The organism is Caproicibacter sp. BJN0012 (genome assembly GCF_035986805.1).
Taxonomy (GTDB): Bacteria; Bacillota; Clostridia; order Oscillospirales; family Acutalibacteraceae; genus Caproicibacter.
On record NZ_CP142518.1, the window covers coordinates 2,827,265 to 2,854,210 of the forward strand.

The 26,946-nt window shown below is 55.1% G+C and carries 30 protein-coding genes; 17 read left to right on the top strand and 13 right to left on the bottom strand.

Going from position 1 to position 26,946, the window contains the following annotated elements:
* The first annotated feature begins 59 nt into the window (after positions 1–59).
* The 6 genes from VA597_RS13805 to VA597_RS13830 all read left to right on the top strand — a co-directional run bounded on the left by VA597_RS13805 (position 60) and on the right by VA597_RS13830 (position 4,057).
* Complete coding sequence (locus tag VA597_RS13805) at positions 60–500, top strand: cytidine deaminase (protein ID WP_128743457.1); 441 nt, start codon at positions 60–62, stop codon at positions 498–500.
* Positions 487–1,809, top strand: coding sequence for a pyrimidine-nucleoside phosphorylase (locus VA597_RS13810; RefSeq protein ID WP_205703169.1), 1,323 nt, complete (start codon positions 487–489; stop codon positions 1,807–1,809). The genes VA597_RS13805 and VA597_RS13810 overlap by 14 nt, the downstream gene beginning before the upstream one ends.
* 486 nt (positions 1,810–2,295) lie before the next feature.
* Positions 2,296–2,808: an RNA polymerase sigma factor gene (locus VA597_RS13815; RefSeq protein WP_205703256.1), complete on the top strand. Its 513-nt coding sequence runs from the start codon at positions 2,296–2,298 to the stop codon at positions 2,806–2,808.
* Positions 2,805–3,257 (top strand): anti-sigma factor family protein, encoded by a 453-nt coding sequence (locus VA597_RS13820; protein ID WP_128743461.1) that lies wholly within the window; start codon positions 2,805–2,807, stop codon positions 3,255–3,257. Before VA597_RS13815 ends, VA597_RS13820 begins: the two co-directional genes overlap by 4 nt.
* Complete coding sequence (locus VA597_RS13825; protein WP_128743463.1) at positions 3,238–3,762, top strand: hypothetical protein; 525 nt, start codon at positions 3,238–3,240, stop codon at positions 3,760–3,762. The genes VA597_RS13820 and VA597_RS13825 overlap by 20 nt, the downstream gene beginning before the upstream one ends.
* Positions 3,755–4,057 carry a LiaF transmembrane domain-containing protein gene (locus VA597_RS13830; protein WP_128743465.1) on the top strand — a complete coding sequence of 101 codons (303 nt, stop codon included), beginning with the start codon at positions 3,755–3,757 and terminating at the stop codon, positions 4,055–4,057. The genes VA597_RS13825 and VA597_RS13830 overlap by 8 nt, the downstream gene beginning before the upstream one ends.
* Positions 4,058–4,113: 56 nt before the next feature.
* Here the strand turns inward: VA597_RS13830 and VA597_RS13835 are convergent, their stop codons facing one another.
* Positions 4,114–4,332, bottom strand: a complete 219-nt coding sequence (locus VA597_RS13835; RefSeq protein WP_326974761.1) for a hypothetical protein — start codon at positions 4,330–4,332, stop codon at positions 4,114–4,116.
* Positions 4,333–4,373: 41 nt separating this feature from the next.
* Here VA597_RS13835 and VA597_RS13840 point away from each other — a divergent pair, with 41 nt between their 5' ends.
* A complete protein-coding gene (locus VA597_RS13840) occupies positions 4,374–4,709 on the top strand; it encodes a hypothetical protein (RefSeq protein WP_128743466.1) in 336 nt (111 codons plus the stop codon).
* A 157-nt stretch (positions 4,710–4,866) separates the two neighbouring features.
* On the opposite strand, the gene VA597_RS13845 is transcribed toward VA597_RS13840, so the two are convergent.
* From VA597_RS13845 to VA597_RS13860, 4 genes are all read right to left on the bottom strand, one after another.
* Positions 4,867–5,718 (bottom strand): class II fructose-bisphosphate aldolase, encoded by an 852-nt coding sequence (locus VA597_RS13845; RefSeq protein ID WP_128743468.1) that lies wholly within the window; start codon positions 5,716–5,718, stop codon positions 4,867–4,869.
* 106 nt (positions 5,719–5,824) lie between these two features.
* A complete protein-coding gene (locus VA597_RS13850; protein ID WP_128743469.1) occupies positions 5,825–6,661 on the bottom strand; it encodes a carbohydrate ABC transporter permease in 837 nt (278 codons plus the stop codon).
* A 14-nt stretch (positions 6,662–6,675) separates the two neighbouring features.
* Positions 6,676–7,593 carry a carbohydrate ABC transporter permease gene (locus VA597_RS13855; protein WP_326974763.1) on the bottom strand — a complete coding sequence of 306 codons (918 nt, stop codon included), beginning with the start codon at positions 7,591–7,593 and terminating at the stop codon, positions 6,676–6,678.
* Positions 7,594–7,713: 120 nt separating this feature from the next.
* A complete protein-coding gene (locus VA597_RS13860; RefSeq protein ID WP_128743471.1) occupies positions 7,714–9,042 on the bottom strand; it encodes an ABC transporter substrate-binding protein in 1,329 nt (442 codons plus the stop codon).
* A gap of 310 nt (positions 9,043–9,352) precedes the next feature.
* On the opposite strand from VA597_RS13860, the gene VA597_RS13865 reads away from it, so the two are divergent.
* The 3 genes from VA597_RS13865 (at position 9,353) to VA597_RS13875 (ending at position 12,792) form a co-directional block, all read left to right on the top strand.
* A complete protein-coding gene (locus tag VA597_RS13865) occupies positions 9,353–10,231 on the top strand; it encodes an aldose 1-epimerase family protein (protein ID WP_326974764.1) in 879 nt (292 codons plus the stop codon).
* A 16-nt stretch (positions 10,232–10,247) separates the two neighbouring features.
* A complete protein-coding gene (locus VA597_RS13870; protein WP_128743475.1) occupies positions 10,248–11,255 on the top strand; it encodes a LacI family DNA-binding transcriptional regulator in 1,008 nt (335 codons plus the stop codon).
* Positions 11,256–11,445: 190 nt separating this feature from the next.
* Entirely contained in the window at positions 11,446–12,792 is a 1,347-nt protein-coding gene (locus VA597_RS13875; protein WP_326974765.1) for an L-fucose/L-arabinose isomerase family protein, read from the top strand.
* 44 nt (positions 12,793–12,836) lie between these two features.
* Here the strand turns inward: VA597_RS13875 and VA597_RS13880 are convergent, their stop codons facing one another.
* From VA597_RS13880 to VA597_RS13895, 4 genes are all read right to left on the bottom strand, one after another.
* Complete coding sequence (locus tag VA597_RS13880; protein ID WP_128743478.1) at positions 12,837–13,223, bottom strand: MerR family transcriptional regulator; 387 nt, start codon at positions 13,221–13,223, stop codon at positions 12,837–12,839.
* 36 nt (positions 13,224–13,259) lie between these two features.
* A complete protein-coding gene (locus VA597_RS13885) occupies positions 13,260–13,892 on the bottom strand; it encodes a flavodoxin family protein (RefSeq protein ID WP_326974768.1) in 633 nt (210 codons plus the stop codon).
* Between the two features lie 137 nt (positions 13,893–14,029).
* A complete protein-coding gene (locus tag VA597_RS13890; protein WP_128743482.1) occupies positions 14,030–15,151 on the bottom strand; it encodes an aldo/keto reductase in 1,122 nt (373 codons plus the stop codon).
* A 381-nt stretch (positions 15,152–15,532) separates the two neighbouring features.
* Positions 15,533–16,465 (bottom strand): metal ABC transporter solute-binding protein, Zn/Mn family, encoded by a 933-nt coding sequence (locus VA597_RS13895; protein ID WP_128743483.1) that lies wholly within the window; start codon positions 16,463–16,465, stop codon positions 15,533–15,535.
* Positions 16,466–16,578: 113 nt separating this feature from the next.
* On the opposite strand from VA597_RS13895, the gene VA597_RS13900 reads away from it, so the two are divergent.
* The 5 genes from VA597_RS13900 (at position 16,579) to VA597_RS13920 (ending at position 21,444) form a co-directional block, all read left to right on the top strand.
* On the top strand, positions 16,579–17,247 hold the full coding sequence (locus VA597_RS13900) for a metal ABC transporter ATP-binding protein (protein WP_128743485.1): 669 nt from the start codon (positions 16,579–16,581) through the stop codon (positions 17,245–17,247).
* Position 17,248: 1 nt separating this feature from the next.
* Positions 17,249–18,088: a metal ABC transporter permease gene (locus VA597_RS13905; protein WP_128743487.1), complete on the top strand. Its 840-nt coding sequence runs from the start codon at positions 17,249–17,251 to the stop codon at positions 18,086–18,088.
* A gap of 61 nt (positions 18,089–18,149) precedes the next feature.
* The gene (locus tag VA597_RS13910) at positions 18,150–19,091 is read left to right on the top strand and encodes a CobW family GTP-binding protein (RefSeq protein WP_128743489.1); all 942 of its coding nucleotides are present in this window, start codon (positions 18,150–18,152) and stop codon (positions 19,089–19,091) included.
* A complete protein-coding gene (locus VA597_RS13915; RefSeq protein WP_326974769.1) occupies positions 19,088–20,668 on the top strand; it encodes a permease in 1,581 nt (526 codons plus the stop codon). The genes VA597_RS13910 and VA597_RS13915 overlap by 4 nt, the downstream gene beginning before the upstream one ends.
* Complete coding sequence (locus VA597_RS13920) at positions 20,665–21,444, top strand: TIGR03943 family putative permease subunit (protein WP_128743492.1); 780 nt, start codon at positions 20,665–20,667, stop codon at positions 21,442–21,444. The genes VA597_RS13915 and VA597_RS13920 overlap by 4 nt, the downstream gene beginning before the upstream one ends.
* Positions 21,445–21,490: 46 nt before the next feature.
* Here the strand turns inward: VA597_RS13920 and metF are convergent, their stop codons facing one another.
* The 4 genes from metF to larE form a co-directional block, all read right to left on the bottom strand.
* The gene (gene metF, locus VA597_RS13925; RefSeq protein WP_128743494.1) at positions 21,491–22,366 is read right to left on the bottom strand and encodes a methylenetetrahydrofolate reductase [NAD(P)H]; all 876 of its coding nucleotides are present in this window, start codon (positions 22,364–22,366) and stop codon (positions 21,491–21,493) included.
* 183 nt (positions 22,367–22,549) lie between these two features.
* Positions 22,550–23,674 (bottom strand): tRNA 2-thiouridine(34) synthase MnmA, encoded by a 1,125-nt coding sequence (mnmA, locus tag VA597_RS13930; protein WP_128743496.1) that lies wholly within the window; start codon positions 23,672–23,674, stop codon positions 22,550–22,552.
* Positions 23,671–24,816 (bottom strand): cysteine desulfurase family protein, encoded by a 1,146-nt coding sequence (locus VA597_RS13935; RefSeq protein ID WP_128743498.1) that lies wholly within the window; start codon positions 24,814–24,816, stop codon positions 23,671–23,673. The genes mnmA and VA597_RS13935 overlap by 4 nt, the downstream gene beginning before the upstream one ends.
* 50 nt (positions 24,817–24,866) lie before the next feature.
* Positions 24,867–25,691: an ATP-dependent sacrificial sulfur transferase LarE gene (gene larE, locus VA597_RS13940; RefSeq protein ID WP_243112525.1), complete on the bottom strand. Its 825-nt coding sequence runs from the start codon at positions 25,689–25,691 to the stop codon at positions 24,867–24,869.
* A gap of 287 nt (positions 25,692–25,978) precedes the next feature.
* On the opposite strand from larE, the gene VA597_RS13945 reads away from it, so the two are divergent.
* Together VA597_RS13945 and VA597_RS13950 are read left to right on the top strand one after the other, a co-directional pair.
* Entirely contained in the window at positions 25,979–26,512 is a 534-nt protein-coding gene (locus VA597_RS13945; RefSeq protein ID WP_128743502.1) for a hypothetical protein, read from the top strand.
* Complete coding sequence (locus tag VA597_RS13950; protein ID WP_128743504.1) at positions 26,490–26,900, top strand: GerW family sporulation protein; 411 nt, start codon at positions 26,490–26,492, stop codon at positions 26,898–26,900. Before VA597_RS13945 ends, VA597_RS13950 begins: the two co-directional genes overlap by 23 nt.
* Positions 26,901–26,946 lie beyond the last annotated feature (46 nt).

Below are 26,946 nucleotides of genomic sequence, written 5' to 3' on the forward strand. Positions count from 1 at the left end.
TGAAATGGGCGGGAGATCCCGTCCGCCCGAATTTTTCAGGCACGGAGAAAGGAGCCTTCATGGACGAAAAGGAACTGGTACGGGCCGCGATGGAAGCGCGGGAAAAAGCCTATGTCCCCTATTCGGGTTTTGCCGTCGGCGCGGCGCTGCTGACAAAAAGCGGGAAGGTCTACCGCGGCTGCAACATTGAGAACGCGGCGTACACCCCCTCCAACTGCGCGGAACGGACCGCGTTTTTCAAGGCGGTCAGCGAAGGGGAATCCGAATTCGCGGCAATTGCCGTTGTGGGCGGAAAGGCCGGGGAGCCCCTCGCCGACTACTGCCCTCCCTGCGGCGTCTGCCGTCAGGTCATGATGGAATTCTGCGGTCCGGACGAATTTCAGATTATTCTCGCCAAATCGCCGGAAGACCGGAAGGTTTTTTCCCTGCGGGAGCTGCTGCCGCTCGGCTTCGGCAAAAAGGACCTGGAAAAGGAGGATATCAGTCGTGAGAATGTATGACGTTATTTCCAAAAAGCGCGACGGCGGAGAACTGTCCCAGACGGAAATCCAGTTCTTCATCGACGGCTACGTGAAAGGGGAAATTCCGGATTACCAGGCTTCCGCGCTGATGATGGCGATCTATTTCAAGGGCATGACGGCGCGGGAGACCGCCGACCTGACCCTGTGCATGGCGCGCTCCGGAGAGATGGTGGACCTGTCCTCCATCGACGGGGTCAAGGTCGACAAGCACAGCACCGGAGGCGTCGGCGACAAGACAACGCTCATCATCGCGCCGATCGTCGCGTCCCTCGGCGTGCGCGTCGCCAAAATGAGCGGGCGCGGCCTCGGCCACACCGGCGGCACGGTGGACAAGATGGAATCCATCCCCGGCATGAAAACCTCCCTGGACCGCGAAACCTTCTTCGACATCGTGCGGAAGGTCGGCGTCAGCGTTATCGGGCAGTCCGGCAATCTGGTCCCGGCGGACAAAAAGCTGTACGCTTTACGCGACGTGACCGCCACCATTGAGAGCATTCCGCTGATCGCTTCGAGCATCATGAGCAAAAAGATCGCCGCCGGCTCCGACTGTATCCTGCTGGACGTCAAAACCGGCAGCGGCGCGTTCATGAAAACCGTGGACGATTCCATCCGTCTGGCCGAGGCGATGGTGTCCATCGGCGAGCACGTCGGCCGACGGACCGTCGCGCTGATCACGGACATGGACCGCCCGCTCGGCAGCGCGATCGGCAACAGCCTCGAAATCCGCGAGGTCTGTGAAACGCTGAAGGGCCGCGGCCCGCAGGACCTGACGGCCATCTGCGTGGAGCTGGCGGCAAACATGCTGTTTTTGGCGGGCCGCGGGGAGCTTCCTATCTGCCGGGAGCTGGCGAAGAAACAGATCTCAAACGGCGCGGCGTTCCAAAAGCTCCGCGAGATGGTCGCCGCGCAGGGCGGGGACGTCTCCGTCCTCGACGACAACTCCAAATTCGCGCAGGCCGCCGTCCGGCATGAAATCACGTCCGGCGAAGACGGTTTCATCCGGGCGATGAACACGGAGGAATGCGGCATCGCCTCGGTCGAGCTTGGCGCGGGGCGTGAAAAAAAGGAAGACCCGATCGACTTCAGCGCCGGAATCGTCCTGCGTAAAAAGGTCGGCGACCGGGTCGGCGCCGGAGAGCCGATCGCGGAATTCCATACCTCCTCCGAGCAAAAATGCCGGGAGGCGGAACGCCTGTTCCGGGACGCGGTGAAGATCGGCGCGGAGCCGCCGGAATCGATTCCGCTGGTGCACGCCCGCGTGACGAAGGACGGCGTGGAAAAATATTAAAAGAAGGGACCGCGAAGGCGGAGAGAGAGGATGGTGGTGACATCCGGCCCCGCCCGGGCGGCCCCGCAAGGCACAAAAAAACGCCGTATACGGATTTTTCATCCATATACAACGCCACAAACACACCCGGACAATCCCCATTTCCCCTCTGTACAAAACGACAAAGCGGAGTTATAATAGAGGACGCAGTGTGCTGATGATTCAGTTGCGTATGGAGGTCTTTTCTCCGTACGCAGGGGGCGGGTGCTCGTTACACCTTCCCCTGCGCTGCACTTTTTGTGCCTTACAACCAAATTATACCTCTTTGTGACGCAAAGTCAAGATAAATTCCCGATTTCTCTCTTGCTTTCACAGTAAATTTTCCGGCCGGCGCGGCGGGCAGAATTGTCATTTGATTTTGCGGCCGCGCGGCTTTTTTATTTTGTGTTCTTTTTTTGAAGTGTTTCTGCGCGCCGGATCGTTTGATAGACAGAGACGAAAGGGATGGTGATGCGTATTAACGAGCAGCAGTTTGAACGCGCCGTAACGCAGTATCAGGCCCTCGTCTTCAGCATCTGCCTGACCATGACAAAAAACTATTTTGACGCGGAGGATCTGGCGCAGGACACCTTTGTGTCCGCCTACCGCGGCTGGAACGGCTTCGACGGGAAAAACCCGAAGGGCTGGCTGACCGCCATCGCCGTCAACAAATGCCGGGACCACCTGAAAAGCCCGGCGAGGAAGAACCTGCCGCTGGCCGCCGAGGACGCCGCCCTGCTCCTCGACCCGGACGGCACGCCGGAGGAACAGGCGGAGGACCGGATGTCCCTGAGCCATGTGCGCCGATTGTGCCGCCGTCTGCGGGAGCCCTACCGGAGCGTGGCGGAAAGCTATTTCTGCGGGGAGAAAAAGCTCTCCGAACTGGCGCGGGAAACCGGGCAGAACATAAGGACTCTGGAAACGCGGCTCTACCGCGCGAAAAAATTACTGAAAGCCCTGTGGGAGGAGGAAGAAGGATGAACGGACTGTTTACGCCGGACGGACACATTTCAGAATCGACCCTGCGCGAGTTTGTCGAAGGATCGCTGGACGCGGCCGCGATGCTCGCGGTCGCGGAACACGCGGCGGACTGCGGGCCCTGCGCCGAACGCCTTGCGCGGGCGGTGGAAAAGAGCGGACCGGCGGTCCCGCCCGCCGGATTTACCGAGGAGGTCCGGCGGCGGCTTCCCCGCGGGCAGTCGCGCACGGAGCTTTTCCTTTATTCCGCCCGGGTCGCTCTCGCGGCCTGCGCCGCGCTGTTCCTCATCTTTTCCGGCACGCTCCGGACGCTCGCCGGCCAGAAGGACTCTAGCCTGCGCATCGGCGCTCCCGGCTTTTCCGCCGTGGAGCAGATCAGCACCCGCCTGAACGGCTTTTCACAACAACTACTTCACTGGGAGGTTTTTCATCATGCCGAAGAAAAGAAGTAAGGTCTGGACCGTCCTTTTTTCCCTGCTGCCCGGCGCGGGGCACATGTTCATGGGATTCATGAAGCGGGGCCTTTCCCTGATGTCCCTGTTTTTTTTCATCATCTTCCTGTCGTCGTGGCTCGGCATCGGACCGCTGCTCTATATTATCCCGGTGCTGTGGTTCTATTCCTTTTTCGAGTGCATCAACCTGACCTGCGCCGACGACCAGGAATTCGCCAGGATGGAGGACCGGTACCTGTTCCATCTGGACAGCCTGACCGGACTGAGCGAGCATTTTTCCACACGGACCGGCTTTTACGCCGGAATCCTCCTGCTCTTTTTCGGGCTTTACCTGATCGCCGCCAAGCTGCTTTCCCAGTTCCGGTTCGGGCTTCTTCCGCAGGCCGTCAGGTATTTCGAAGGCATCCTCTCCGTCTTCCCCCAGGTGCTTGTGGGAGTCGTCATCATCCTGATCGGCATCCGGCTGATCAAAGGGAAACGGGAGGAGTTGGAGCGGCATGATTAAGAACAGAAGAGTCGGCACGCTGTCCGCGGGCGTTTCCATGGTCGTCTTCGGCATCCTGTTCCTTCTGCGGCTGTTCGTCCCGGCCGTGACGCTCCGCCTGATCGTCTCGCTCTGGCCTTTGGTCCTTGTGTTCCTCGGGATCGAGACCCTGCTGGCCTACGCCATGAACCGGGAGGAAAAAATGCGGTACGACGCGGGTTCCGTCGTCCTCATCGTCGCGCTTGCTTTTTTCACCGTCTGCATGGCCGCGGCCCAGATTGCCGCGGAGCACTCCGGCTTTCTGAATTTTCCATAAGCCGGCGGGACCAAAGACCAAGGCTTGAGAAAAAAGCCTCGCTTTCGGGAAATTTTTCAGGAATAATTTCCCTTGAAAATGCCGCGGCGGTATTGTATGATAAATGACATGGTAAATAAATACTTGCGTCCGCCGCGCAGAGCACAGAACCCCGATGCCGTCAGACCGGGAAGTTTCGCAAATTCTTCACAGCCGAACGACACGCGGGTTCTTTGCGAAAGGGCGCTTTCATTCGTTTGAAAGCGCCCTTCTTTCAGGTTCCCCTGTATCTGCATGGTTTCCGGTCAAAAATCAAAGCTTTATGGGGGATAACCCGATGGAATACCGCATCGTTCTAAGAGTCAAAGTCCGGGAAAACAGCTGGATCAGGATTGGAGAGGAACATCGGATCCTGTGGGAAATCCGCGGTTTGATTGAAGCTTCCAGCGGATGCACCATGCTGAACCAGGTGGGAATCGGGTCGGCCGCTTCCCTGGTCCCGCTGTTCGAAAAGGGGATTTGGGAACTGACGCAATCGGCGAATTCCTACTTATCCTACGAAGCGCTCTGCGGTATGGGAACCATTCGGGACACGCTGGAATTTTACCGGAATCTGCTCAAAGACTGCAAGGGACATCCCTATGCCGAACTTTACGGTGAAGTTGTCGCCTGAGCCGCTTCCGGACCGTTTGAATTCCCGTCCCGCCGCCGACCGGGATCGACGGATCTTTCCACAGATGCAAAGGGCCGCGGGAACGCTGGATCTTCCAGCGTTCCCGCGGCTCCTTGTTTCACCGGTTTCCAAAGCCAGGGACCCCGAGGCCGGTTCCTCAGGCCTTGCCCGCGGAACCGGACAGTTCGATGATCTTTTTAATATCTTCGGTCAGGGCGTCGTTTGCGGCCTGAGAGATTTTCCACGAATGGCCCTGATGATCCATATGGTCCATCGCATTGCGAAAATGCTCAAGATATTTGTAACGGATTTCCGTGCCGAAATTGATCTTCCCCACTCCAAGCCGGATGGCGGCCTTGACGATATCCGTGCTCATCCCGGTGCAGCCGTGCAGCACAAGGGGAAGGTCCGTGAATTTGCGGACCTTTTCCAAAACGTCCAGCTTAATGTCGGGTTTACCCCGGTAGTAGCCGTGTGCGTTTCCGATTCCGATGGCCAGGGTATCCGGACTGCAAAGGCTCAGGAACTCTCTCACTTCTTCCGGATTCGCGATATTCTTATTCTCCAGAACGACGCCGTTGTCCAGCCTTTGCAGTTCGCCGATTTCGGCCTCCACAGGGATCCCTCTGGGATGGGCATAATCGATCACCTGTCTGGTCAGCGAAGCATTTTCCTGAATCGGTTTCTGCGAGCCGTCGATCATCACGCTTGTAAATTTCAGATCGACCGCCATTTTGCAGATCTCAAAACTGTTGCCGTGATCCAGATGGACGGAAACCGGAACGGAGACTTTATCCGCGCACCATTTGCAGACATTGACGAACCAGTCGTGGCCGGAGTAAGCGCCGGTTGAAACATAGTGCGCCAGGATCATCGGGGACTTCATCTCTTCGGCGGCACGGCAGCACGCCCAGATAATGTCGTAGTTTCCCCCCTGCGTATTAATGGCCGGAATCGCGTACCCGCTGCGGGACGCCTTTTTTATTTCCTCCAAATTTGTTGTAAGCATATGTTAAATTCCTTTCTGCGCTTCATTCAAAAGATCCCTTGGACCGAGAAACTTCTTATTGTCCGTTCTCTGCGGGCACGATGTTTTTCGGGGCAATATCTGCAAATCAGCCCTTGACCGCGCCCGCGACAAGGCCGCTGACCATATATTTCTGGAAGAAGAAGAACAAAATGATCATGGGAAGCATGGAAACGATGGAGATCGAATTGATCAGGGACCAGTCGAAAGACAGCTCGCCCAGGTAACGCAGCGCCACGCCGGCCGAAAGAGTCCGCAGGCTGTCCGTCTGGATCAGGGTAATGGCATGCAGATAATCGTCCCAGGTCATCAGGAACGCATAAAGGCCGGAAGCCAGCATCCCCGGCTTCACCAGCGGAGTGACGATCCTCGTCAGGATCTGGAACCTCCCCGCCCCGTCGATTCTCGCGGCTTCCTCAATGGCAATGGGGACGCTGTCGAAAAAGCTGCTCATCAGAATCACGGTGAACGGAATCTGAGCGGCAATCAGCGCAAGGGTCAGTCCAAAGAGCGTGTTGATCAGGTGGATTTTCCCCAGAAGATCGTACAGGGAGATCATCCGGCTGATCACGGGGAACATCTGGGAGGTCAGCAGAGCGGCGACCAGCCATTTGTTCCATTTAAAATGGAACCGGGAAAGGGCATACCCGGCGAGAATTGCAAAAACCGTCGTCACAAGCGCCGTAATGAAAGAAACGACAAAGTTGTTCTTGTAATAGACAAAAAACGCATTGTCCTTTGTAAAAAGATTGACATAGCTCGCAAGGCTCGCCTTTTCAGGCAGAAAAGTAGGCGGAAATCGATAGGACTCCATGTTTGTTTTCAGCGATGTGAGAAACACCCACAAGATCGGGAAGAGCAGAAATAATAAAATAATTACCAGAACCACATCGCGGAGCACTTTGCCTGTTACGGATAATTTCATCGTGCCGTCACCCCTTAATCCACATCGCTGGAACCCATAAATTTATTGTAGAAGAAAACAACGATCATCATCAGGAACATCCAAACCGTTGTGACCGCGGCACCGGAACCGAAATTGTTGGAGACAAACGCTTCCCGGTAACTGAGGATGGCAAGGGTCGTGGTTGCGTCCTGCGGGCCGCCGCCCGTCATGGTCCATACCAGCGGGAACTGCTTGAAATTTTCGATGATCGCCATCGTGAGCGTGATTTTGACGACGCTCTTCATGGAGGGAAAGACAACGGAGAAAAAACGCCGGGCGCCGCTGGCCCCGTCAACCGTCGCCGCTTCCAGCATGTCGCTCGGAACGTTCTGCAGTCCGGCAAGCAGCAGCAGGGTCGTCAGCGGGATCTGCTTCCAAAGGGCGGCGACCACCACGCCCCAAAGCGCCGTGGAGGGGTTGTTCAGAATGGCGAAATCGTTGATGCCCATCAGAGAAACAAAGTATTTGAGAAGCCCGTACTGAGGCTGATAAATCCACATCCAAACCAGGGCGGAAATCACGGTCGGCACCACCCAGGGAATCATCATAACGCTTCGCAGGAACCGGCTGCCGCGGATACTGGAGTTCAGGATCAGCGCAAGGCTCATTCCCAGAACAAACTGGAAAATGACAACAACGGCGACAAACGAAAATGTAGTGATAATGGAAGGGACCAGTTTATTGTTCTGAAAAAGGCGGATGTAGTTTTGAAAATTGTTCCAGGTTCCGGGTTTTCCGGAAATGATGTTGCTGACCTTGAACGTCAGCAGACTTTTATAAACGGAATCGACAACCGGAAAAAGGATGAAAACGATTGTCATCAACATGGCGGGCGCCGACAAAGTCAGCGAGAAAGCGATATCCGCCGTATTCGCCGGCAGCCTCCGGCTCGCGGATTTGTTTTTCATCATCACACACTCCGTTTCCACACTGTCAGCAGAAAAAACCGCCGCATCCACGCTCTGTATTTGGCGGATACGGCGGGATCTGCTTCTTAGGGTATATCAGGTTTCGTTATGCCCGCGGTTTCCTTATTGCTGAAGGATCTTCTGAGCGGCGGATTTGAAGCCGGGATAAGCAGAGTCAAAGGTCTTTTTTCCGACCGTAAGGCCCTGGGCAAAGGTGCAGAGCTCCAGATTCAAATCGTTCAGTGCCGGAACAAACGTGGTAGGCTGCACGCAGTCAAGGCTGCCGAGGGCACCCTTGAGAACGGGGCTGTCTTTGATCGCCTGCATATCCTTCATGGAAGTGTACGCGGGATAGGCGAGGTTCACTTTGGACATGAAGTCGCCCAGCGTATCGGCATTGATCAGCTCTTTGATCAGGATCGCGGACGCTTTCTTGCGCGCGTCTCCGTTATCCATCAGGAACAGGCAATGCGAACTGACGACGCTCTCACCCTTGCCGGAGCCTCCCGAAAGCGGGGCCGCGGTGGCCGTGAAGTCGGCCGCGTTGGAATTGATCGACTGAATCCCGCTGTAGCCCCACGACTGATCGTAGTACATGGCCAGCTGTCCAAGGGCAAACAGGTTGCGCAGGTCCTTCAGCTTGGCATTCTGAGGATTGTATTTTTTCTCATCCAGCGTTTTCAGCATGCTGAACGCGTCTTTAAAAGCCGCATTGTCGGTGGCCAGCGTTCCGTCGTCATTCAGGACGCGTCCGCCGAAATTGTACACCATCGAGGTCAGGGAAGCGCCGGAAATCGCCACGGATGCGGTCGTCTGGCCGAAAGCATAAACCGTATTGCCGTCCTTCGTTTTCAGCTTCGAGAGCTTTTCCGCCATTTTCAGCATCTCGTCATAGGTCTTCGGGGGAGTGTCCGGGTCCAGGCCGGCCTGCTTGAACAGGTCCTTGTTGTAGAACAGGACGAACGGAGTCATGTACAGCGGCAGCGCGTACAGATCGCCGTCGATCATATGCGCCTTTGCAACGCCCGGCAGGACATCGGCGACCATCTGATCCCCGACAATGTTCTTCACCGGCACCGCAAGTCCGGACTCTTCCACGGTCGGCGTCCAGGACGTCTCGCCAAGAAAAATATCCACCTTGTCCCCGCCGCCCGCCATATTGATGACGGTATTCAGAATCTGGTCATAGGGCGCAGTGACATATTCCAGTGTAATATTGGGGTGTTTCGTTTCAAAATCGGACTTGAATTTTTCCCAGAAATCCTTTGTGCCGTTTTCAAGCACCATATGATTCGCAAATTTGATCGTTACCTTTTCCGTGGGCTCTTCCATTGACGACGAACCGCCGCCCGCTGCAGACGAAGCCGGGGCCGAAGAAGAAGGAGCGCCACCGCATGCGGCCGTGCCGAGCAGGATCGCTGCAGACAGCAAAGATGCGATGAGTTTTTTCATTCGTATTCCTCCCATAAAAATAATTCAGGACCATTCGCGATATACACCCCGCAGTCTATCTAATACGGCCAAGCCGGATCATAAACACGTGTGTACATCCTGTGTTTTTTATTATATGCGAACGATAGGTCATTGTCAATAATATTTTTATAAATATTTAAAAAAATATGTTGCGATTGAGCTTTGGTTTTCCCGCTGTTATTCCGCCCTGTCTTCACCCTGAGCAAAAATATTTGACGAAGGACATTTTATAATTTATAATCGAGTAAAAGTACATACGTGATTACAAAAGAAAGCCGAGGTGCCTTTTTTGGTCACAATAGAAAACGAATTCTACCGGGTCGAAGTGAACCCTTTGGGGTCTGAACTGTGGTCCGTCGTCGAAAAATCTTCGGGGCACGAATTCCTATGGCAGGGAAAAGAGGAAAAAGAGAGCGTCTGGCCGCGCCGCGCCCCGATCCTGTTCCCTGTGTGCGGAAGGCTCAGGGGCGGCGCCGCAAGGATCGACGGCAAAAGGTATTCCATCCCGATGCACGGCTTTGCGCGCGATTACGAACATCAGGTTTCAGATCTGAAAAAGGACCGTGTTACATTCTGTTTCTCAGACAGCCCGGAAACGAAAATCATGTATCCGTTTTCCTTCACTTTGTACACCAGCTACATTCTGGAGGGAAAAATTCTTCGGTGCCGATATGAAGTAGAAAATCACGGCGGTGCCGGCATGCCTTTTTCCATCGGCTACCACACCGGATACCGTTTGCCTCTTTCGGATCACTCGAATGCCCGCGACTGCACGCTGGTTTTTGAAAAAGAAGAGACAATTCCCCGACTTCCGCAGGAGGATGGCTTCCTTACGGGAAAAACGGAGCCTTTTCTTCAGAACGAGCGCAATGTCGGTCTGTTTGCTTCCTGTTTTCCCGGCACGTGCATTCTGGAGAATTTCCGTTCGCGGTCCCTCGAGCTTCAGGACCGCAGGGCCGGAAAATCAATTCAGGTCGGAATTGCAGGTTTCCCCTATCTCGCGATCTGGATCAGCCATGAGGCAAGGCCCTTCGTCTGCATCGAGCCCTGGTACGGAATCCCGGATGAAAAGGAAGCGGAAGGGGATTTCCGCCGCAAGAAGGGGATCGTCGCACTCGACGGCGGTAAAACTTTTTCCTGTGAACAGACGATCGAGATAAAAGGATAGAAGGGGCCTCTTTGGTATGGAGAAAAAATTAGTCACCAGAAAAGACGTCGCGGAATATGCCGGCGTAACGGAAACGATCGTTTCCTATGTCATGAACAACAACCGTTACGTCGCGAAGGAGAAGCGGGAGCGCGTACTGGACGCGATGCGAAAGCTGCATTACGTGCCCAACACGATGGCCCGCGGGCTGAAAGGAAAGCGCAGCAACCACATCCTTTTTATCGCGGACAGCATCGCAAATGAGCATTTCGGAAGAATTGTAGAGGAAATGGATCAGTTTGCCTATGACAAAGGCTACCTGATTTCGCTGATGAGGGACCGCAACGACATGGATTTCGTTACTCATATCATCAGCCGGCAGATCGACGGAGTGGTCATCAGCTCCGTCAGTTTCGGCGAGGAATACATCGCGCGGTTTATGGATTACGGCGTCCATGTGGTCCTGCTGGGGAACCGGGATTACTCCGATGTGGACCCGCGCGCCGGAATCGTTCATATCGGAATGAAGAACGGCATGGAGAATGTCGTCAAGCTGATGGTGAAAAAGGGCCGCACGAAAATCGCCTATATCGACCGCACCAGCACCCGGAATCATTTCAGCACCATGCGCGACCTGCGTTACCGCGGTTTTCGCCTTCAAATGGAAAAAAGCGGTCTCCCCTTCGATGAAGCGGAGCAGTTTTTCACCGGTTTTGCGACAAGGGAAGCCCTGGCGGACGGAATCGAACAAAAACTGAAAAGCGGATTGAAACTTGACGCCATGGTCTGCAGAAACGACTATATGGCGGCGGTTGCGATGGAAGCGGTCAAACGCTGCGGCCTCAGGATTCCGGACGATATCGCCATTATGGGGTTTGACAATTCCGAATTCAGCCAGTTTCTTCAGCCCAAACTTTCAACCGTGCAAATCAACCGGAAAGAAATCGCCCGCTGCATCATTACAATGCTGGACGACATGATCGCGGGCAAGGATACCGCCGGCAAAATGGTGGAAACCACCTTGATCGAACGGGAGACCACATGATGATTGAAAATTTCTTTCAAGCCGCAGCCCTCAATTCACAAAAAAATACGGTTCTTTGTGCAAATGCTATTGACATTGACGGTAAAACGGGGGTAAAATGAGTCGAAAGAATCGCTCATGCAGTTTGGTATGGGCGAGTTTTTTCAGCGAATGTACATTCGTATGTATATCAGGAAAGGACAGCATGCACATGAAGACCACACTGAACGTTGGATTTATCACAACCGTTTCCGGCAGATGGCCCCGCGAAACACCGCAAAAGAGGATGGAACGTTACGGAGCGTTTTTAAACGAAAAGCTTTCACAGGTCAACCTGATTACTTTCGACACGCTGATTGACTCCACGGAGCGGATCGACACCGCGATCGACACGCTCAGAGCAAAGGGCGCGGACCTGGTGATTATGCTGTACGGAGCCTTCACCGGGGACGACGTGTGCACGGGAATCGCGGACAGCCTGAACGTGCCGCTGATCCTCTGGGCACCCCGGGAACCGGAGCTTGGCGGAGGGCGCCTGCTGTCCAACGCGCTGGTCGCGCTGACCATGAACAGCGCCTCCATGCATCGGCTGGGACATACCTGCTATCCGGTTTACGGCAATCTGGAGGAACCGGAGGCAGTCTCCAGGGTGCTCTCCGTTGTCAACGCCTATGCCGTGGTCAAAAAGATGCGCCACACGGTTCTGGGATTGTTCGGTTACCGCCCTACCGCTTTTTACAATTCCGCTTTTGATGAAGGGCTGATCCGCCGGACTTTCGGCATCCGGATGGAAGAAACCGATTTGAAAACCGTCTTCGATGAAATGGAAAAAACGGACCCGAAAGAGCTGGAGAAAGACCAGCAGCTGGTTCGCGATACTTTCTCCATGGTCGATACTCTCCCGCAGGAATATAAGGAAAATCATTCCAAGCTTTACCTGGCTCTGAAAAATCTGGTTCAGCGGGAGGGTTACGACTACTGCGCGATTAAATGCTGGCCGGAAATGGGGAATCTGAAAACGACCCCCTGCGCGGTCCTCGGGCGTCTTGCCGACGCAAATATCAACATTGCCTGCGAAGGCGACGTCGACGCCGCCCTTTCCATGATCGCGCAGAACGGCATTACGGGACACGCGAATTTTATCACCGACATGATCGATCTGCACGAGAAGGAAAACACTTTGACTTTCTGGCATTGCGGCAACGCCGCGCCGTCGCTTCACCATCCCGGCTACCCGACAAAAATGGGCGACCATCCTTTGGCGGGACAGGGAACCGCATTCTATACGGCTCTGAAAGAAGGCCCTGTCACCATCTCAAGATTCTGCAACATCGACGGTGCCTACAAGCTGTTCCTGATTCGCGGAACCGCGTCAAAGACGGACCTTTACACGCCGGGCTGCATGATCAACGTTGTCCCCGACGCACCGGTCAGCCGGATCATGGAAGCGATCCTGAAAAACGGAGTTCCGCACCATTACAGCATTGTGTGGGACGACGTCGCGGATATTATGACACAGGTTGCGGAAATTCTTGGAATCGAAGTTATAAAATATTAAATACCGTAAGGAAGACAGGGGCGGCCCCCCTGTCTTCCTTACGGTTAACCCGGTTTCCTTTTCAGTTCATGCTCGCATGGAAGAACCTGATTGTTATATCGTTCAATCTTGCCGTTCAGACGTTCCAGCGTTTCCTGCATTTCCGTGATTCTTTGAATCAACCGGTCCCGTTGATCCACCAGCAATGCCTTTCGGGCCGCCATTGTTTTGTCTCCCTGTTGAAACAGCCTGACGTATTCAATCAGAACCTCAATCGGCAGTCCCGCATTGCGCATGCATTTTATAAACTCGATCCACCTGCAATCCTCTTCCAGGTAATCGCGGATTCCGCCCGCCGTGCGGTTCACGCTGGGAATGAGTCCGACCCGTTCGTAGTAACGAAGAGTATCGGGAGTTAAACTGCATCTTTTGCTAACTTCAGCGATTGTCATCGGACGCCTCCAATCAGTCAATCCATTGAAAAAACGCTAGCGGACAAAATTGGTAGCTATGTGCTCCTCCTGTTTAGGAAATGGGATCCCGGCTTTGATCCCCGCTTCCTTGCATTTCAAAAACCAGGCTATATTTCTGCCCAGAATACGCATGACTTGAAGCCCTTCCAAATCCTTCTTTACGTCGTCCGGTGAAATCCCATGCACCATATTCCAATAGCGCGACGAAATGACCGGCATTTCAGATATGGTAAGATACTTATTGAGCTGTTCAAACGCGGCGGTCGTTCCCGCGCGCCTGGCGGAAACGACGCAGGCGGCCGGTTTCAGATAGAAAACATTCTGGCCGGAACTTGCATTGGAATAGAAGACCCGATCCAAAAACGACGTGATTGCCCCGCTGGCCGCCGCGTAATGTACAGGGGATCCGAACACGAAGCCGTCAGCGTCTTTCGCAAGCGCCACAAATTCGTTGACACAATCGTCAAATACGCACGTTCCGTATTTCTGACAGTGCCCGCACGCGATACAGCCCGATACGGGCTTCGTGCCGATCTGAAAAATTTCGGTTGTTATGTGTTCTTCGTTCAGGGTTTTCGCGACTTCCGCAAGAGCGGTATAGGTGCAGCCCTTCGCGTGAGGGCTGCCGTTTACCAATAGAACTTTCATCGCATTGCCATCCCTTTCTTTCAGTTTATGTCTCTTTTCTCATCCGAAGCGGATCCCGGCATGAGAGGGGACCGCGTTCCGCCCGGCCCGCGGGCAAAATCCGGCGCGGCGGCGGGAAGCATCCCGAAAGGACCGAATCATTGCCGATGCTCAAAGGTTTCCGCCACAAGCTCAAGCAGGGTGGGAATCGGCAGATGCTGCGGACACTGCTTTTCGCATTGCCCGCATTTGACGCATTCGGACGCTTTCCCATAGGTCTGCGCGTAATTGCCGTAATAAACGCTCTGAACGGAAAAACCTCGGATTTTCGATCTTTTCTCCGCGTTATACAGGTCAAAATATTTTGGGATCGCGATCTTTTGGGGACACCCGGCCACGCAATACCCGCAGGCGGTGCACGGAATGGCGATGGAAGCGCAAATAATATCGACGGCCCGGCCCACAATGCCGAATTCTTCCTCCGTCATCGGCACAAAATTCTGCATGTAGCCGGTGTTGTCAAGAAGCTGCTCCATATTGCTCATCCCGCTGAGAACGACTATAACGCCGTCGTGGCTCGCGGCAAACCGGATCGCCCAGGAAGGGACGGAACGGTCCGGCGCGCAATCCCTGAAAAGCTTTACAGCCTCTTCCGGAATATTGGCCAGCGTGCCGCCCTTGACCGGCTCCATGACGATCAGATCCTTCTTATGCTTTCTCACTACTTCATAGCATTTGCGCGACTGGACGCTCTCGCTGTTCCAGTCCAGGTAGTTGAGCTGGATCTGCACCACGTCGACTTCGGGGTGGGCGGTCAATATCTCGTCGAGCAGACCGGCATTGTCATGGTAGGAAAAACCTATTTTCCGTACTTTCCCCTCCTGTTTCTTTTTCTGGATAAACGCGAAACTGTCAAGTTTCTGCGCGATGGCGTAATGGTTTACATTGAGATTGTGAAGCAGGTAATAATCGAAATACTCCACGCCGCACTTTTCAAGCTGCTCATTGAAAATGCGCTCCATATCCTCTTTCGTTTTCAGGAACATCGTTGGCATCTTCGAGGTCAGCGTGAAACTGCCGCGGGGATGCCTTTTCACAAGCGCTTCCCGGGCGGCAATTTCGCTTTGAAAATTGTGGTACATGTAAGCAGTGTCAAAATAGGTAAAGCCTCTTTCAAGAAACGCGTCCACCATCCGCTTCATCTCATCCAGGTCGACGCTTGCCTGATCGTTCTTGTTTTTCAGCGGCAGACGCATCAGACCGAATCCCAATTTTTTCATTCCAAGCCCTCTTTCCCGTTTTAACTTCCAAGCTCATTTTGAATGATTCCGGCCGCTTGCAAAAGCCGTTTAAGGACAGTGTAGCATCTGGAGTTCACTCCAAGTCAAGAGCTTTTCTGCATTTTATTTCCGGAAGCCCGTAAAAGAGAAGCCTTCCCCACGGAAAGGAACCGACGCACGTTATTCTGCTCAACTTCTATTCTTTCATTACATTACAAATATCATTCAAGCGAGAAAAAGGATCTGCTGACCAGCCTTCGTCTAACAGCGGTCCCTGATACGGCAAAGAAAAAGAATCAGTTTATCCGCAATTGAAAGCGCGAACGATTTTGGCCGTAAGGCACGGGCCGCCGGTCAGCGCTTCCATGCCGGCGCGGTTTTTCACTTTGAAAGACTGCCGCTGATTTCGTCCAGATTGGCCTTCATGCGGTCGAGGTAGGTCATGCCGTCCTCGCTGCTCTCGATCGTGTAGATCTGCTCGACTTCGGCGCCGACCTGGTCGGCCAGCGTCTGTGACACGGCGGGGCTGACCATATCTTCCACAAAGATCGTTTTCACATGGTTGTCTTTGCAGTAATCCACCAGCTCCGCCAGTTTCTTCGCGCTGGGCTCGCCTTCCGCGAAAACGTCTTCCACGCTGTTCTGGCTCAGGCCGAAATCCCGGCACAAATAAGCGAAAGCGGCGTGGCCGGTGACAAAGCTCTTGGTCTGGTCCGACCGAAATTTCTGATTGTACTCCGAGTAAAGGCTTTCAAGCTGCGAGATAAAATCGTTGCAGTTCTGATCGAAATAAGCCTTGTCGGTGGGGTCCGCCTTCGCCAGCGCGTCCCGGATGTTTTTCGCCTCGACTTCCGCGCCTTTCAGGCTGATCCACAGATGCGGATCGTATTGGCCGTGCTCCTTGATCTCATCCGGGTCCGTATTCTGGATCGGAGTTGCGCCTTTTGAAGCTTCGACCGCAATCAGATTTTTGTTGTCTGCGGCTTCGACCGCCTTTTCAGCCCACGATTCCATCCCAAAGCCGTTGTAGACAAAAACCTGCGCCGTGCTCAGCCCGGCGATATCCTGCGCTTTCGGCTCAAAGTCATGCGGCTCCGTGCCGTCCGGGATGATGGTTGAGATTTTCACTCTGTCTTTTCCGACGGCCTCCGTGAATTCCTTCATGGCGTCGAATGTCACGGACACCTGGATTTTCTCACTGCCGCTTGACGTTTCGCTGCCCCCCGAGCTCTCTTTCGGCTGCCCGCCGCCGCATGCGGAAAAAAGCAGGAGCGAAACCATGCAAAGCGCAAACGGAATCATTTTCTTTCTCATTTTTTCATCCTCCGTCTAAATTCTACTTGCAAATGATTTGCATTTGCGTTTATAATATAAGTCAGCACCATTTCATTTGTCAAGATTTTTTTGGAAGGGAAATTGAGATTCGCATGATTCAGGCAAATCATCTGTATTTTTCCTATACGGGCTCTCCCCCCTACGTTCTCGACGGAATCGATCTGACCATCCGGGACGGCGAATATATTTCCGTCATGGGGGAAAACGGATGCGGCAAAAGCACCTTCATCCGATTGATCCTGGGATTTCTCAAGCCGACGAAAGGATCCGTTTCTTCCAGCGCGAAAAGGATCGGCTATGTCCCGCAGAAAAGCGATTTTGTCAATTCCGGCTTTCCGATCACGGTGGGCGAGCTGTTGAATTCCTACCGCAGGCTTTTGAAAATCAAAAAGAAAGGCACGGTGGATCAGGCCCTCGGCCTTGTGGGAATGAGCCCGTACCGAAACGCGCTGATCGGAGCGCTTTCGGGCGGGCAGCAGCAGAAGGTCCTGCTTGCGCGGGCCCTCATGGGGAACCCGGATCTGCTGATCCTGGACGAACCCTCGACGGGGGTAGACCTTCAGGGCCAAAAGGAAATCTACGGCTTTCTGAGCCGCCTGAACCGGAACAGAGGCATCACCATCGTGTCCGTCGAACACAACCTGGACGCGGCCGTGGCCAATTCCACCCGGATCTATCATCTGGCCGGCGGAAAGGGGCACTCCTGCACGCCGGAAAAATACGCGTCCGAATTTTTGAGATCACGGGAAAGGAATTCATAAGATGCTGCAGTACGCCTTCATGAAAAATGCCTTGTTCGTTTCTTTCTTTATTTCCATTCTTTGCCCGAGCATCGGGATTTTCCTGGTGCTGCGGCGCTATTCCATGATCGGAGACACGCTCTCCCACTCCTCTCTGGCCGGCATCGCGCTCGGGCTGCTGCTGGGCCGCAGCCCATTGATCGGCGCATTCCTCTTTACTTCCTTCTGCGGCGCGCTCATTGAATTCCTCCGCAGGTATTTCAAAAAACACACCGACCTGATCCTCACCATCGTGCTTGCGCTCAGCGTCGGAACGGCGATCACCATTATCAGTTCCGGAAAAGCCCACGCCAATGTGGACTCTTTCCTGTTCGGGAGCGTTCTGACCGTGACGAAGTCGGACCTTGTCACTGTTTTCGCGCTCAGCATGATCTCCGTCGTCACGATTTTTCTCCTGTATGATCAGATGATCTATATCGCCTACGACGAGGAGGCGGCGAAAGTCGCCGGCGTCAGAGTCCAGCTGATCAATTACATCTTCTCGATCCTGGTCGCGGCCGCCATCGCCGTTTCCATCCGCATCGTGGGCGTCCTCGTTCTGAGTTCCATGATCGCCCTCCCGGTCGCGACGGCGCTGCAGCTTGGGAAAGGATTCCGGACCACGCTGTTCTGTTCGATCCTGTTCAGCATGACGGACGTCCTTCTGGGGCTGTTCCTGTCCTACTATCTCAATGTGGCGCCGGGCGGATTTTCCGCTCTCCTTTCCGTCGCCGTCCTCATGATCGTGATCTTGGTGAAAAAGCTGTCGGCCGCCGGAAAACAGACTGCGGTCCGGCCGCGCACCCGGACAGGGCGAGGTTGACAATCCGCCTGATTCCGACTAAGATAAGCTCAAAATCATTGCCCCGCGGAGGAACTTTTTTATGGATACGCAGATAGGCATCATCTCCGGCTTTCTCGGCGCCGGAAAGACGACGCTGATCCGGAAGCTGCTGAAAGAGGCGCTGTCGGACGAAAAGATCGTCCTGATCGAGAACGAATTCGGAGAAATCGGCATTGACGGAACCATTTTGAAGCAGTCGGGAATCCGTGTGCGGGAGATCAATTCCGGCTGCATCTGCTGCACGCTGGCCGGGGACTTTCACGCGGCGCTGAAGGACGTGGTCCGGAAGTACCGCCCGGAGCGGATCCTGATCGAGCCGTCCGGCGTCGGCAAGCTGTCCGACATTCTTCCGGTCTGCCGCAAAACCGCGCTGCGGGAACAGGGACGGATCGACCTGTGCGTCACGGTCGTGGACGCCCAGAAATACAGGATGTACGCAAAAAATTTTTCCGAATTTTTTCTCGACCAGATCGACCACGCGGAAACGATCCTTTTCAGCCGCACGCAGAACGCCGATCCGGAAGAGCTGAGCGATATCGCGAGGGAAATAAAAGGCCGCAACGAAAGAGCGGCGGTCATCACAACCCCCTGGGACCAGCTCAGCGGCGCGGAAATCCTCTCCGTCGCCGAAAAGGGAGCAAAGGCACTGATCAGCCGGGAGGATTTCGAGTCCGCCGAAGAGGAACACCATCACCACCATCACGACGCGGACGAAGCGTTTCAGGTGTGGAGCAGGGAAACGCCGAAGGTCTTCGACCGGGACAGGCTGCGCGAGGCGATGAAAAAGCTGCCTCAATGCGGCGAAGTGCTGCGGGCGAAAGGAATCCTGCCCGTCCGGGACGGCCGCTGGGTTCAGTTCGATTACGTCCCGGAGGAATCCGGATTTCAGGAAGCAAAGCCGGAATTCACCGGACGGCTCTGCGTCATCGGGAAAGGACTGGACCGGCGCGGGCTGGCCGCGCTGTTTCAGGTGGACCCATGACGAGGATCGAAGTGGTCTGCGGATTCCTGGGGAGCGGAAAGACAACGCTGCTCCAGCATGTCCTGGAACAGGACTATATGGGGAGCTACCGCCGCATCCTGATTCTCCAATGCGAGGACGGGGCGGCGGGATTCGACGCTTCCCGGATGAAAAACGGGGACGTGCTTCTGGACCAGTTGGAGAGCCCTTCCAAAATCTGCGCGGAACTGTTCTTCAAAATCCGGTCGGAGCTCCATCCGGACCTGATCCTGATCGAATACAACGGGACCTGGCCGATGGAGCGGCTGCTGAGCGTCCGGATGCCGAAGGGCTACCGCATCGACCGGATCCTGTTCTGCGCGGACGCCTCCACGTTCGGCTCCTATTGGAAAAACGCGGGGAGCCTGATGCTCAGCCAGCTCGGCAACGCGGACGCGGTGTGCGCGAACCGCGGCTCCGGGCCGGAATCGCCGCTGCGGTCGGCGGTCGGCGGCGTCAACCGGTCGGCGGCGATCTGTACCGACGGCCCGTCAACAGAAAAATACCTGTCTCAGGTTCTTGATCCGGAGCAGGTAAAAGAGGCAGGCAAATGGCAGAAAATCGGCGAGCTGGAGGTCGCCGTCCTGGCGGCCGTCATCCTTTTCTTCCTGACGCAGATTCCCAGGTACCCGGATCTGTATACGGCCGTTCAAAGCGTTCAGATGATCTTTATCGGGATCCTGATGCAGGCGGTCCCGTTTTTGCTGATCGGCGCGTTTGTCTCCGCCCTGCTGCAGGTGTATGTCCCGGACGAATCGCTGGTGCGGCTGTTTGCGAAGCATCCGCTGCTGGGATTTCCCCTCGCCGCCGTTCTCGGCGTCTTTTTCCCGATCTGCGACTGCGGCATCGTGCCGATCGCCTCCCGCTTGGCGCAGAAGGGCGTGCCCCTCCCCCAGGCGATGGTTTTCATGCTCGCCGCGCCTGCGGTGAACCCCGTCACCATTCTCTCGACGCTGTACGCTTTCCCGGGGCAGCCTCAATACGCTTTGTACCGGATCGGCCTGGGAGCGCTGATCGCGCTGGCTGCCGGCATTCTGCTGAGCCTCTTCCGCTTCAGGTCCGCGGACGTCCTCTCCTCCCGCGCGGCCGCGGCCTGCTCCTGCGGGGCCGACGGATGCGCTCCGCGCCACACGGGAAGGGCGGGCCGGATGGAATCCGTATTCATCACCGCGGGACAGGAATTCCTGAGCATGGGGCGTTATATTATCGGAGGCTCCCTTCTCTGCGCCGTCCTGCAGCAGACCGTGCCCGCGTCGCTCTTCCTCCATTCCGGCTCCGCCGCCGTTCTTCCGGTTTTCCTGATGCTTCTGGCCGCTTTTTTCCTGTCGGTCTGCTCCACAGCCAACGCGTTCATCGGCAGGAGCTTTCTGAATCTGTTTCCGGCCCCCGCCGTGATGGGCTTTATCGTGATGGGGCCCATGCTGGACTTGTCCAACCTTCTGATGCTGAGCGGCAGCTTTCAAAAGAAATTCGTCGCACGCCTGGCGGGGATTCTGCTGGGGATCGCGGTTCCCGTGTTCCTGCTGTTTTCCCTGCTGTTCAAGGGGGGATCGCTATGAGAAGAAAAATCAATCCGGAAGTGCTGCTGGAAGCGCTGATCTGTCTTTCCCTGTCGGTCCTGCTGCTTTACGCGCTGATTTCGGGCCGGGCGTCGGAGTATGTGCATCCCCGCATCAACGGCTATCTTTGGTTTTCCTCCTGCGCCCTGTTCGTCATTTCCCTGCTTTTGCTGTCCGGTTCCCTCCGGCCGAGGCACAACGCGAGGCCGGCGAGATTCCTGCTCTTCCTGATCCCGATCTTTTCCGTGCTGCTGATCCCCGCCGGGGCCGTACAGAGCAGGGCGGTTTCCTTCGGGAGTACGGCGGCCGCTCAAAGCGCCGCGCCGCCCTCCGGAAAAAGCGCCGCCGCTTCTTCCCAGGCCGTTTCCACCACCGGCCCGTCCTCCTCCGCCCTGCCGCAGGAGGACGCCAGCGGGGTCACAAGCATCAGCGACGAGCAGTTCGCCGCCTGGTATCAGGACATCAACAAGGACATGGAGAAATACGAGGGGAAAACCCTGAGATTCAAGGGGCAGGTCTTCCGGATGGACGGATTTGCAAAAAATGAAATCGTGCCGGTGCGGTACGCGATGGTCTGCTGCACCGCCGACCTTCAGCCCTGCGGAATCCTCTGCCGGAGCGGCGAGGCGTCCCAATACAAGGACAACGACTGGGTATGGGTGACCGGAAAAGTGAAAATCGAAACCTATATGGATCAGACCATGCCGGTCTGCTACGTCACGAAGATCGAGAAAGCGGAAAAAGCCAAGGCGGCTTACATCTATTTCACCTACTGAACGATACAAAAAATACACGTTCCGCTTCGTCCGGAACGTGTATTTTTTATGCCGTGATTTTATTCGCTTTCAGAAGACTCGTAACCGCTTCGCTGATTTTCGTTGCGACATAGGAGTTGTTCATGGTATAAAGGTGGATTCCGTCCACTCCCTGCGCGACAAGATCGACAATCTGGTCGATCGCGTAGGCGATCCCCGCATCCCGCATTGCGTTTGGATTATCCCCGTACCTTTCCATCACTTTGACAAACTTTTTGGGAAGCGTCGCCCCGCAGAGGGTAACCATCCGTTCAATCTGCTTTCTGTTCGTCACCGGCATGATCCCGGCCTGGATCGGCACATCGATTCCGGCAATTCTGGCGCGTTCCAGGAAGGAATAGAAACAGCTGTTGTCGAAAAAAAGCTGGGAAATCAACTGGTCCGCGCCCGCGTCAACTTTTTTCTTCAAATTAAGAATGTCCTTTACAATTCCGCCCGATTCCGGATGTCCCTCCGGGTAACACGCCCCGATGATATTGAAATCGCCGTTTTCCTTCAGGAACGAAATCAGGTCGCTCGCGTGCCTGAAATCGGCCTTGGGGGGAATATCCGGGCTGAGGTCCCCGCGCAGCGCAAGAATATTTTCAATGCCGTTCCGCTTCAGGCTTTCAAGCGTCTCAAGCACTTCCTCCTTCGTAAAGTTGATGCATGGGAGATGGGCGACGCTCTCAAGGCCGTATCTGTTCTTGATAGCGGAGGCAATCTGAACGGTGTGGTTGCTTCCCCCGCCCGCGGCTCCGTAAGTAACGCTGATGAAATCGGGGGAAAGCCCGTTCAGCTCCTGCAGAGTATGATAAACTACATCGATCGAAGAAGTTTTCTTGGGCGGAAAGACTTCAAAAGAAAACACCGTTTTTCTTTTGAACAGTTCGTTTGTGCGCATTGACCCATCTCCTCTCCGCATATTGGAACCATAGGAATCAGTTTCTATCAGGATAGCATAAAAGCGCCGGGACAGCCAATTTAAAAAGCTTATGGCCTGACATAGAGATGACCTATGCTGGCTCTTTCCGCCCATTCCGCGAAAAGAAGCATCCGCGGCAGCCGTCGCGCTTTTGACCAGGGTTTACAACCGCTGTAAATCCGCCGTTTCCTTTCGATCGCCGCGAGCGCTGCCGTCCGAGCAGATCGTGGCCCCGCCCACCACAATGTCCCCGCTGTAAAACACAATCGCCTGGCCGGGCGCAACAGCCCTCTGCGGTTTTTCAAAGTTTACCATGACCTTTCCCCCGTCAAGGGGAGTCACGACCGCCGCCTGCTCCTTCTGCCGGTAGCGGACCCGCGCCGTGACGCGGGCGGGGGCGCTCAATGTCTGATATGCAATCAGGTTGAATCCGTCCGCGACGAGCGACGAAGAGTACAGTTCCTCATTGCCGCCAAGCGTCACGGTATTTTCCCGGACGGATTTCCCGCGGACATACAGCGGCTTTTCAGCGGAAATCCCAAGCCCTTTCCGCTGTCCGATGGTGTAGCGGATCAGTCCCTGATGCTCCCCGAGGATTTTTCCGTCCGCACCGAGAAAGGCCCCCTTCGGATAAGCCTTTCCGGTGTACCTCTCAATGAACGCGCTGTAATCGCCGTCCGGGACAAAGCAGATATCCTGACTGTCGTGCTTGTGAGCGTTGACCAGCCCCTGCTCTTCCGCGATTTTGCGCACATCCGCTTTGTTCAGTTCTCCGAGCGGAAACAGAGTATGCGCAAGCTGCTCCTGCGTCATGGAATAGAGCACATAGCTTTGATCCTTGCCGCCGTCGAGTCCCTTTTTCAGGAGATACCGTCCCGACGCTTTCTGGAACTCAATGCGGGCGTAATGCCCGGTGGCCACGAAGTCGCAGTCCAGTTCCTGCGCCCGGCGGAAAAGCCTTTCAAATTTCAGGTAGCGGTTGCAGTCGATACAGGGATTCGGAGTCGCTCCCGCTTCGTAAGCGGCCACAAACCTCCGGATCACCTGCTCTTCAAAGTCGGCGGTGAAGTTGAACACATGGTAAGGGATTCCGATGCGGTGGGCGACGCTTCTCGCGTCTTCGATATCGTCCAGGCTGCAGCAGGTATTGGTCCGCTTCTGCCCGACGATTTCATTTTCATAGAGCTTCATCGTGGCGCCGACGCACTCGTATCCCTGTTTTTTCAGCAGATAGGCGGCGACGCTCGAATCGACCCCGCCGCTCATGGCGACAAGAACGCGCTTCATGGGTTCTCCTTTCGCAGTCTGGAAACAGCGGATGTCACGGATAAAATAATCCGGCTGATTTCTTCCGGTGTGTTGTATTCGCTCAGGGAAAGCCGCAGCGACCCTCGAGCGAGGCGGTCCGGCACCCCCATGCTGCGGAGAACATGGCTCGGTTCCAGCGCTCCCGCGGAACAGGCCGAGCCGGCCGAAGCGCTGATGCCGTCTGCGTCCAGCAGAAGGAGCAGCGGCTCGGATTCGACGTCCTCAAAGCAAAAGTTCACGATTCCCGGGACCCTTCGCGAACGGCCGCCGATCAGGTAGGCTCCCCTGATCCGCTCCAGCCCGGAGATGAGCTCCTCGCGCATCCGGGCAATATAATCCGCATTTTCTTCCAGTTTTCCGCAGCTCTCCCGAAGGGCCGCCGCCATGCCGGCGACGGCCGGAACATTTTCCGTTCCGGCCCGTCCGCCCCGTTCCTGCCCGCCTCCGCGGATCAGGGAAACCGGCCGGATGCCCCTTCGGAGATAAAGCGCGCCGATCCCTTTTGGACCGTGAAATTTGTGCGCCGACAAAGACAGCAGGTCCACGTTCATTTCTGAAAGGTCAATCGGGATATGCCCCGCCGCCTGCACGGCATCCGAATGAAAAAGGACATTGTTCCGGCGGCACAGGTCTCCGATCTCTTTGACCGGCTGGACCGTCCCCACCTCATTGTTCGCCGCCATGACGCTGACAAGGCAGGTGTCGGGCCGTATCGCTGAGGAGACCTGCTCCGGGCGGATGATCCCTTCGGCAGAAACAGGGAGCAGCGTCACCCCGAACCCGCGGGCTTCCAGATATTCCAGCGTGCGCAGGACCGCCGGATGCTCGAATTCCGTGGAAACAATATGCCGCCGCCCGTGCGCGGCCCCCCAGGAGGCGGCCGACAGAAGCGCCTGATTGTCCGCTTCGCTGCCGCCGGAGGTGAAGGAAAGCTCGCGCGCCGCGCAGTTCAGCAGGCCGGCCATGGTTTCCCGCGCCTCCAGCAGGGCCGCAGCGGCTGCCGCGCCGTCCTCGTGCAGGCTGGAAGGGTTGCCGTACCGATCCGTCAGATATGGCAGCATCGCGTCCAGCGCTGTTCCGCTCAATTTAGTTGTCGCCGCATTGTCGGCGTAAATTCTCATTGCCCCAAAAATTTCTTTCTTCCCTTCACCCGTTCGGGCATGTCTGAAGGTCACGCTTTGCTTTCCACTTGCTTCAGCGTCAGATTCATGCTTCCTGTCCGATAGCCGTCAAGATCCAACGTGACATAAGAAAAGCCGAGGCTGTGAAAATATTCTGAGATCCTCAGCCGATTTTCTTCCTCGATGAGCCGGCCCAGTTCGCCGGGCAACACTTCCACCCTTGCCATCGCCCCATGAATGCGGACTCTGACCTGATGAAAGCCCATGTCAAGCAGCAGCTGTTCCGCCCGGTCGACCATCCCGAGCTTTTCCCTGGTAATGGCTTCGCCGTAGACAAACCGGCTGGAAAGGCAGGCGAACGACTGCTTGTCCCATGTCCGAAGGCCAAGCTGTCTGGACAGATCCCGGATGTCCTTTTTGGTCATCCCGGCGTACCTCAGCGGGCTCTTTATTCCAAGTTCCGCCACCGCCGCAAGACCGGGCCGATAATCTCCGTTGTCGTCCAAATTCGAGCCTTCCGCCACTTCCGATATGCCCTGCTCATCCGCGATCTTTCTGATCTTTGTGAACAGTTCGTGCTTGCACAGATAACAGCGGTTTTTAGGGTTCCGGCCGAACCCCTCAATTTCCAGTTCCTCGCTGTCCACAATAAAATGCCGGATTCCCTCCTCCCGGCAAAAGGCTTCCGCCTCGCGGAGCTCTCTCTCGGGAAAAGAACAGGATCGCGCTGTGACGGCAATCGCGTTTGAGCCCAGAACGTCATGCGCCGTCTTCAGCAAAAACGTGGAATCCACTCCGGATGAGAACGCAACCGCCACGCTCCCGAGCTGAAAGAGGTAATCTGTCAGCCGCCCGTATTTTTCATTCGGTGTCATAAGTCCCATTCCTTTATAAAGGACAGGATCAAAACCATGTTTTGCCTGTCGGATTTCCGCAGCCCGCAAAAAGGTCCGGTACCAGCGCGGGCGGCGCCCCATTCCATATGATTCCTACTGAAATTATAGGTTATATCCTTTGTTTTGTCAATGAGTTGCGGAGTTCGTCCGGAGAAGATCCGGCCCCATGTTTTTTCAAAAAGCGGCTGTTGAAAAAGATGGCAAAAAATATCAGTTTTAAAAAATCGGTTCAGGGCAAAATAAGGATTCGGGAGGGTTAAGCTCCTATGTATATATTTTTCTTTATTTTATTGCTGATATCAGTCTTTCTCATTGCATCATTTACTGAGCCTGCCCGTGTCGTGCTGAATCTGGATACTGATGAAAACAAATTGCTGATCCGGGGATCATGGCTGATTCAAACCGTTTCGGTTCAATTTTTAAAAAAAGGACCGTGCCAAAACTTCTCCGTCTTTTTTTCCGACAACCGCGTTGCGTCATGGGATCTAAAATCAAAGCCAAAAGGGAAACGCAATTTTTTTCATATCCGCGGCCTCTCCGTGGAGCAGGCTTGCTGCAATGCCGCCTATGGATTCAGGACCCCTTTCCTTACCGGCATTTCCAGCGGATTTTCTCTTTTCATCCAATCTATTGTCCCCAATATTTCGATCGATATGGCACCGGATTTTTTTTCCGATCATGCCTATCTGGTTGTGAAAGCAGAGGCAAAACTGAACTTGGGTAAAACATTCGTAAACTTTATTCTGAAAAGGCCCGCTAAAAGGAGTGAAAAATATTATGGATCAATTGGAGATATCTGAAAACGTCGACACTTTATTCCACAGTCTGGAAAATTTTACGCAGAATGAGGGCGTTATCGGGAAACCCGTCACACAGGGAAACAAAACGCTGATGCCCGTCGTCTCCGTAACGATAGGCTACGGGGGCGGAAACGCCTCCATGAAGAGCCAGATGAACGCCGCCGCCTCAAACAATGGGAGTTCCAACACCGGCTCCGGAGCACTTGGGCTTGGGGCCAAGCTGAATACGGAAGCAGTGATCGTTTTCGACAGTCAGAGCCAGGACATTTCCATGCTTCCCATGAATCCTAACGGAGCAAGTCAGATCGTTGACAAGATTCCGCAGATCATCTCTAACATGAATCAGGGTAAACAGGGCAATACTCAAACACAGCAGCCCCAGGGCTAAAATGAATCAGGCTCCGAAAGATCGGAGCCTTCTCTTTTTTTGCCGA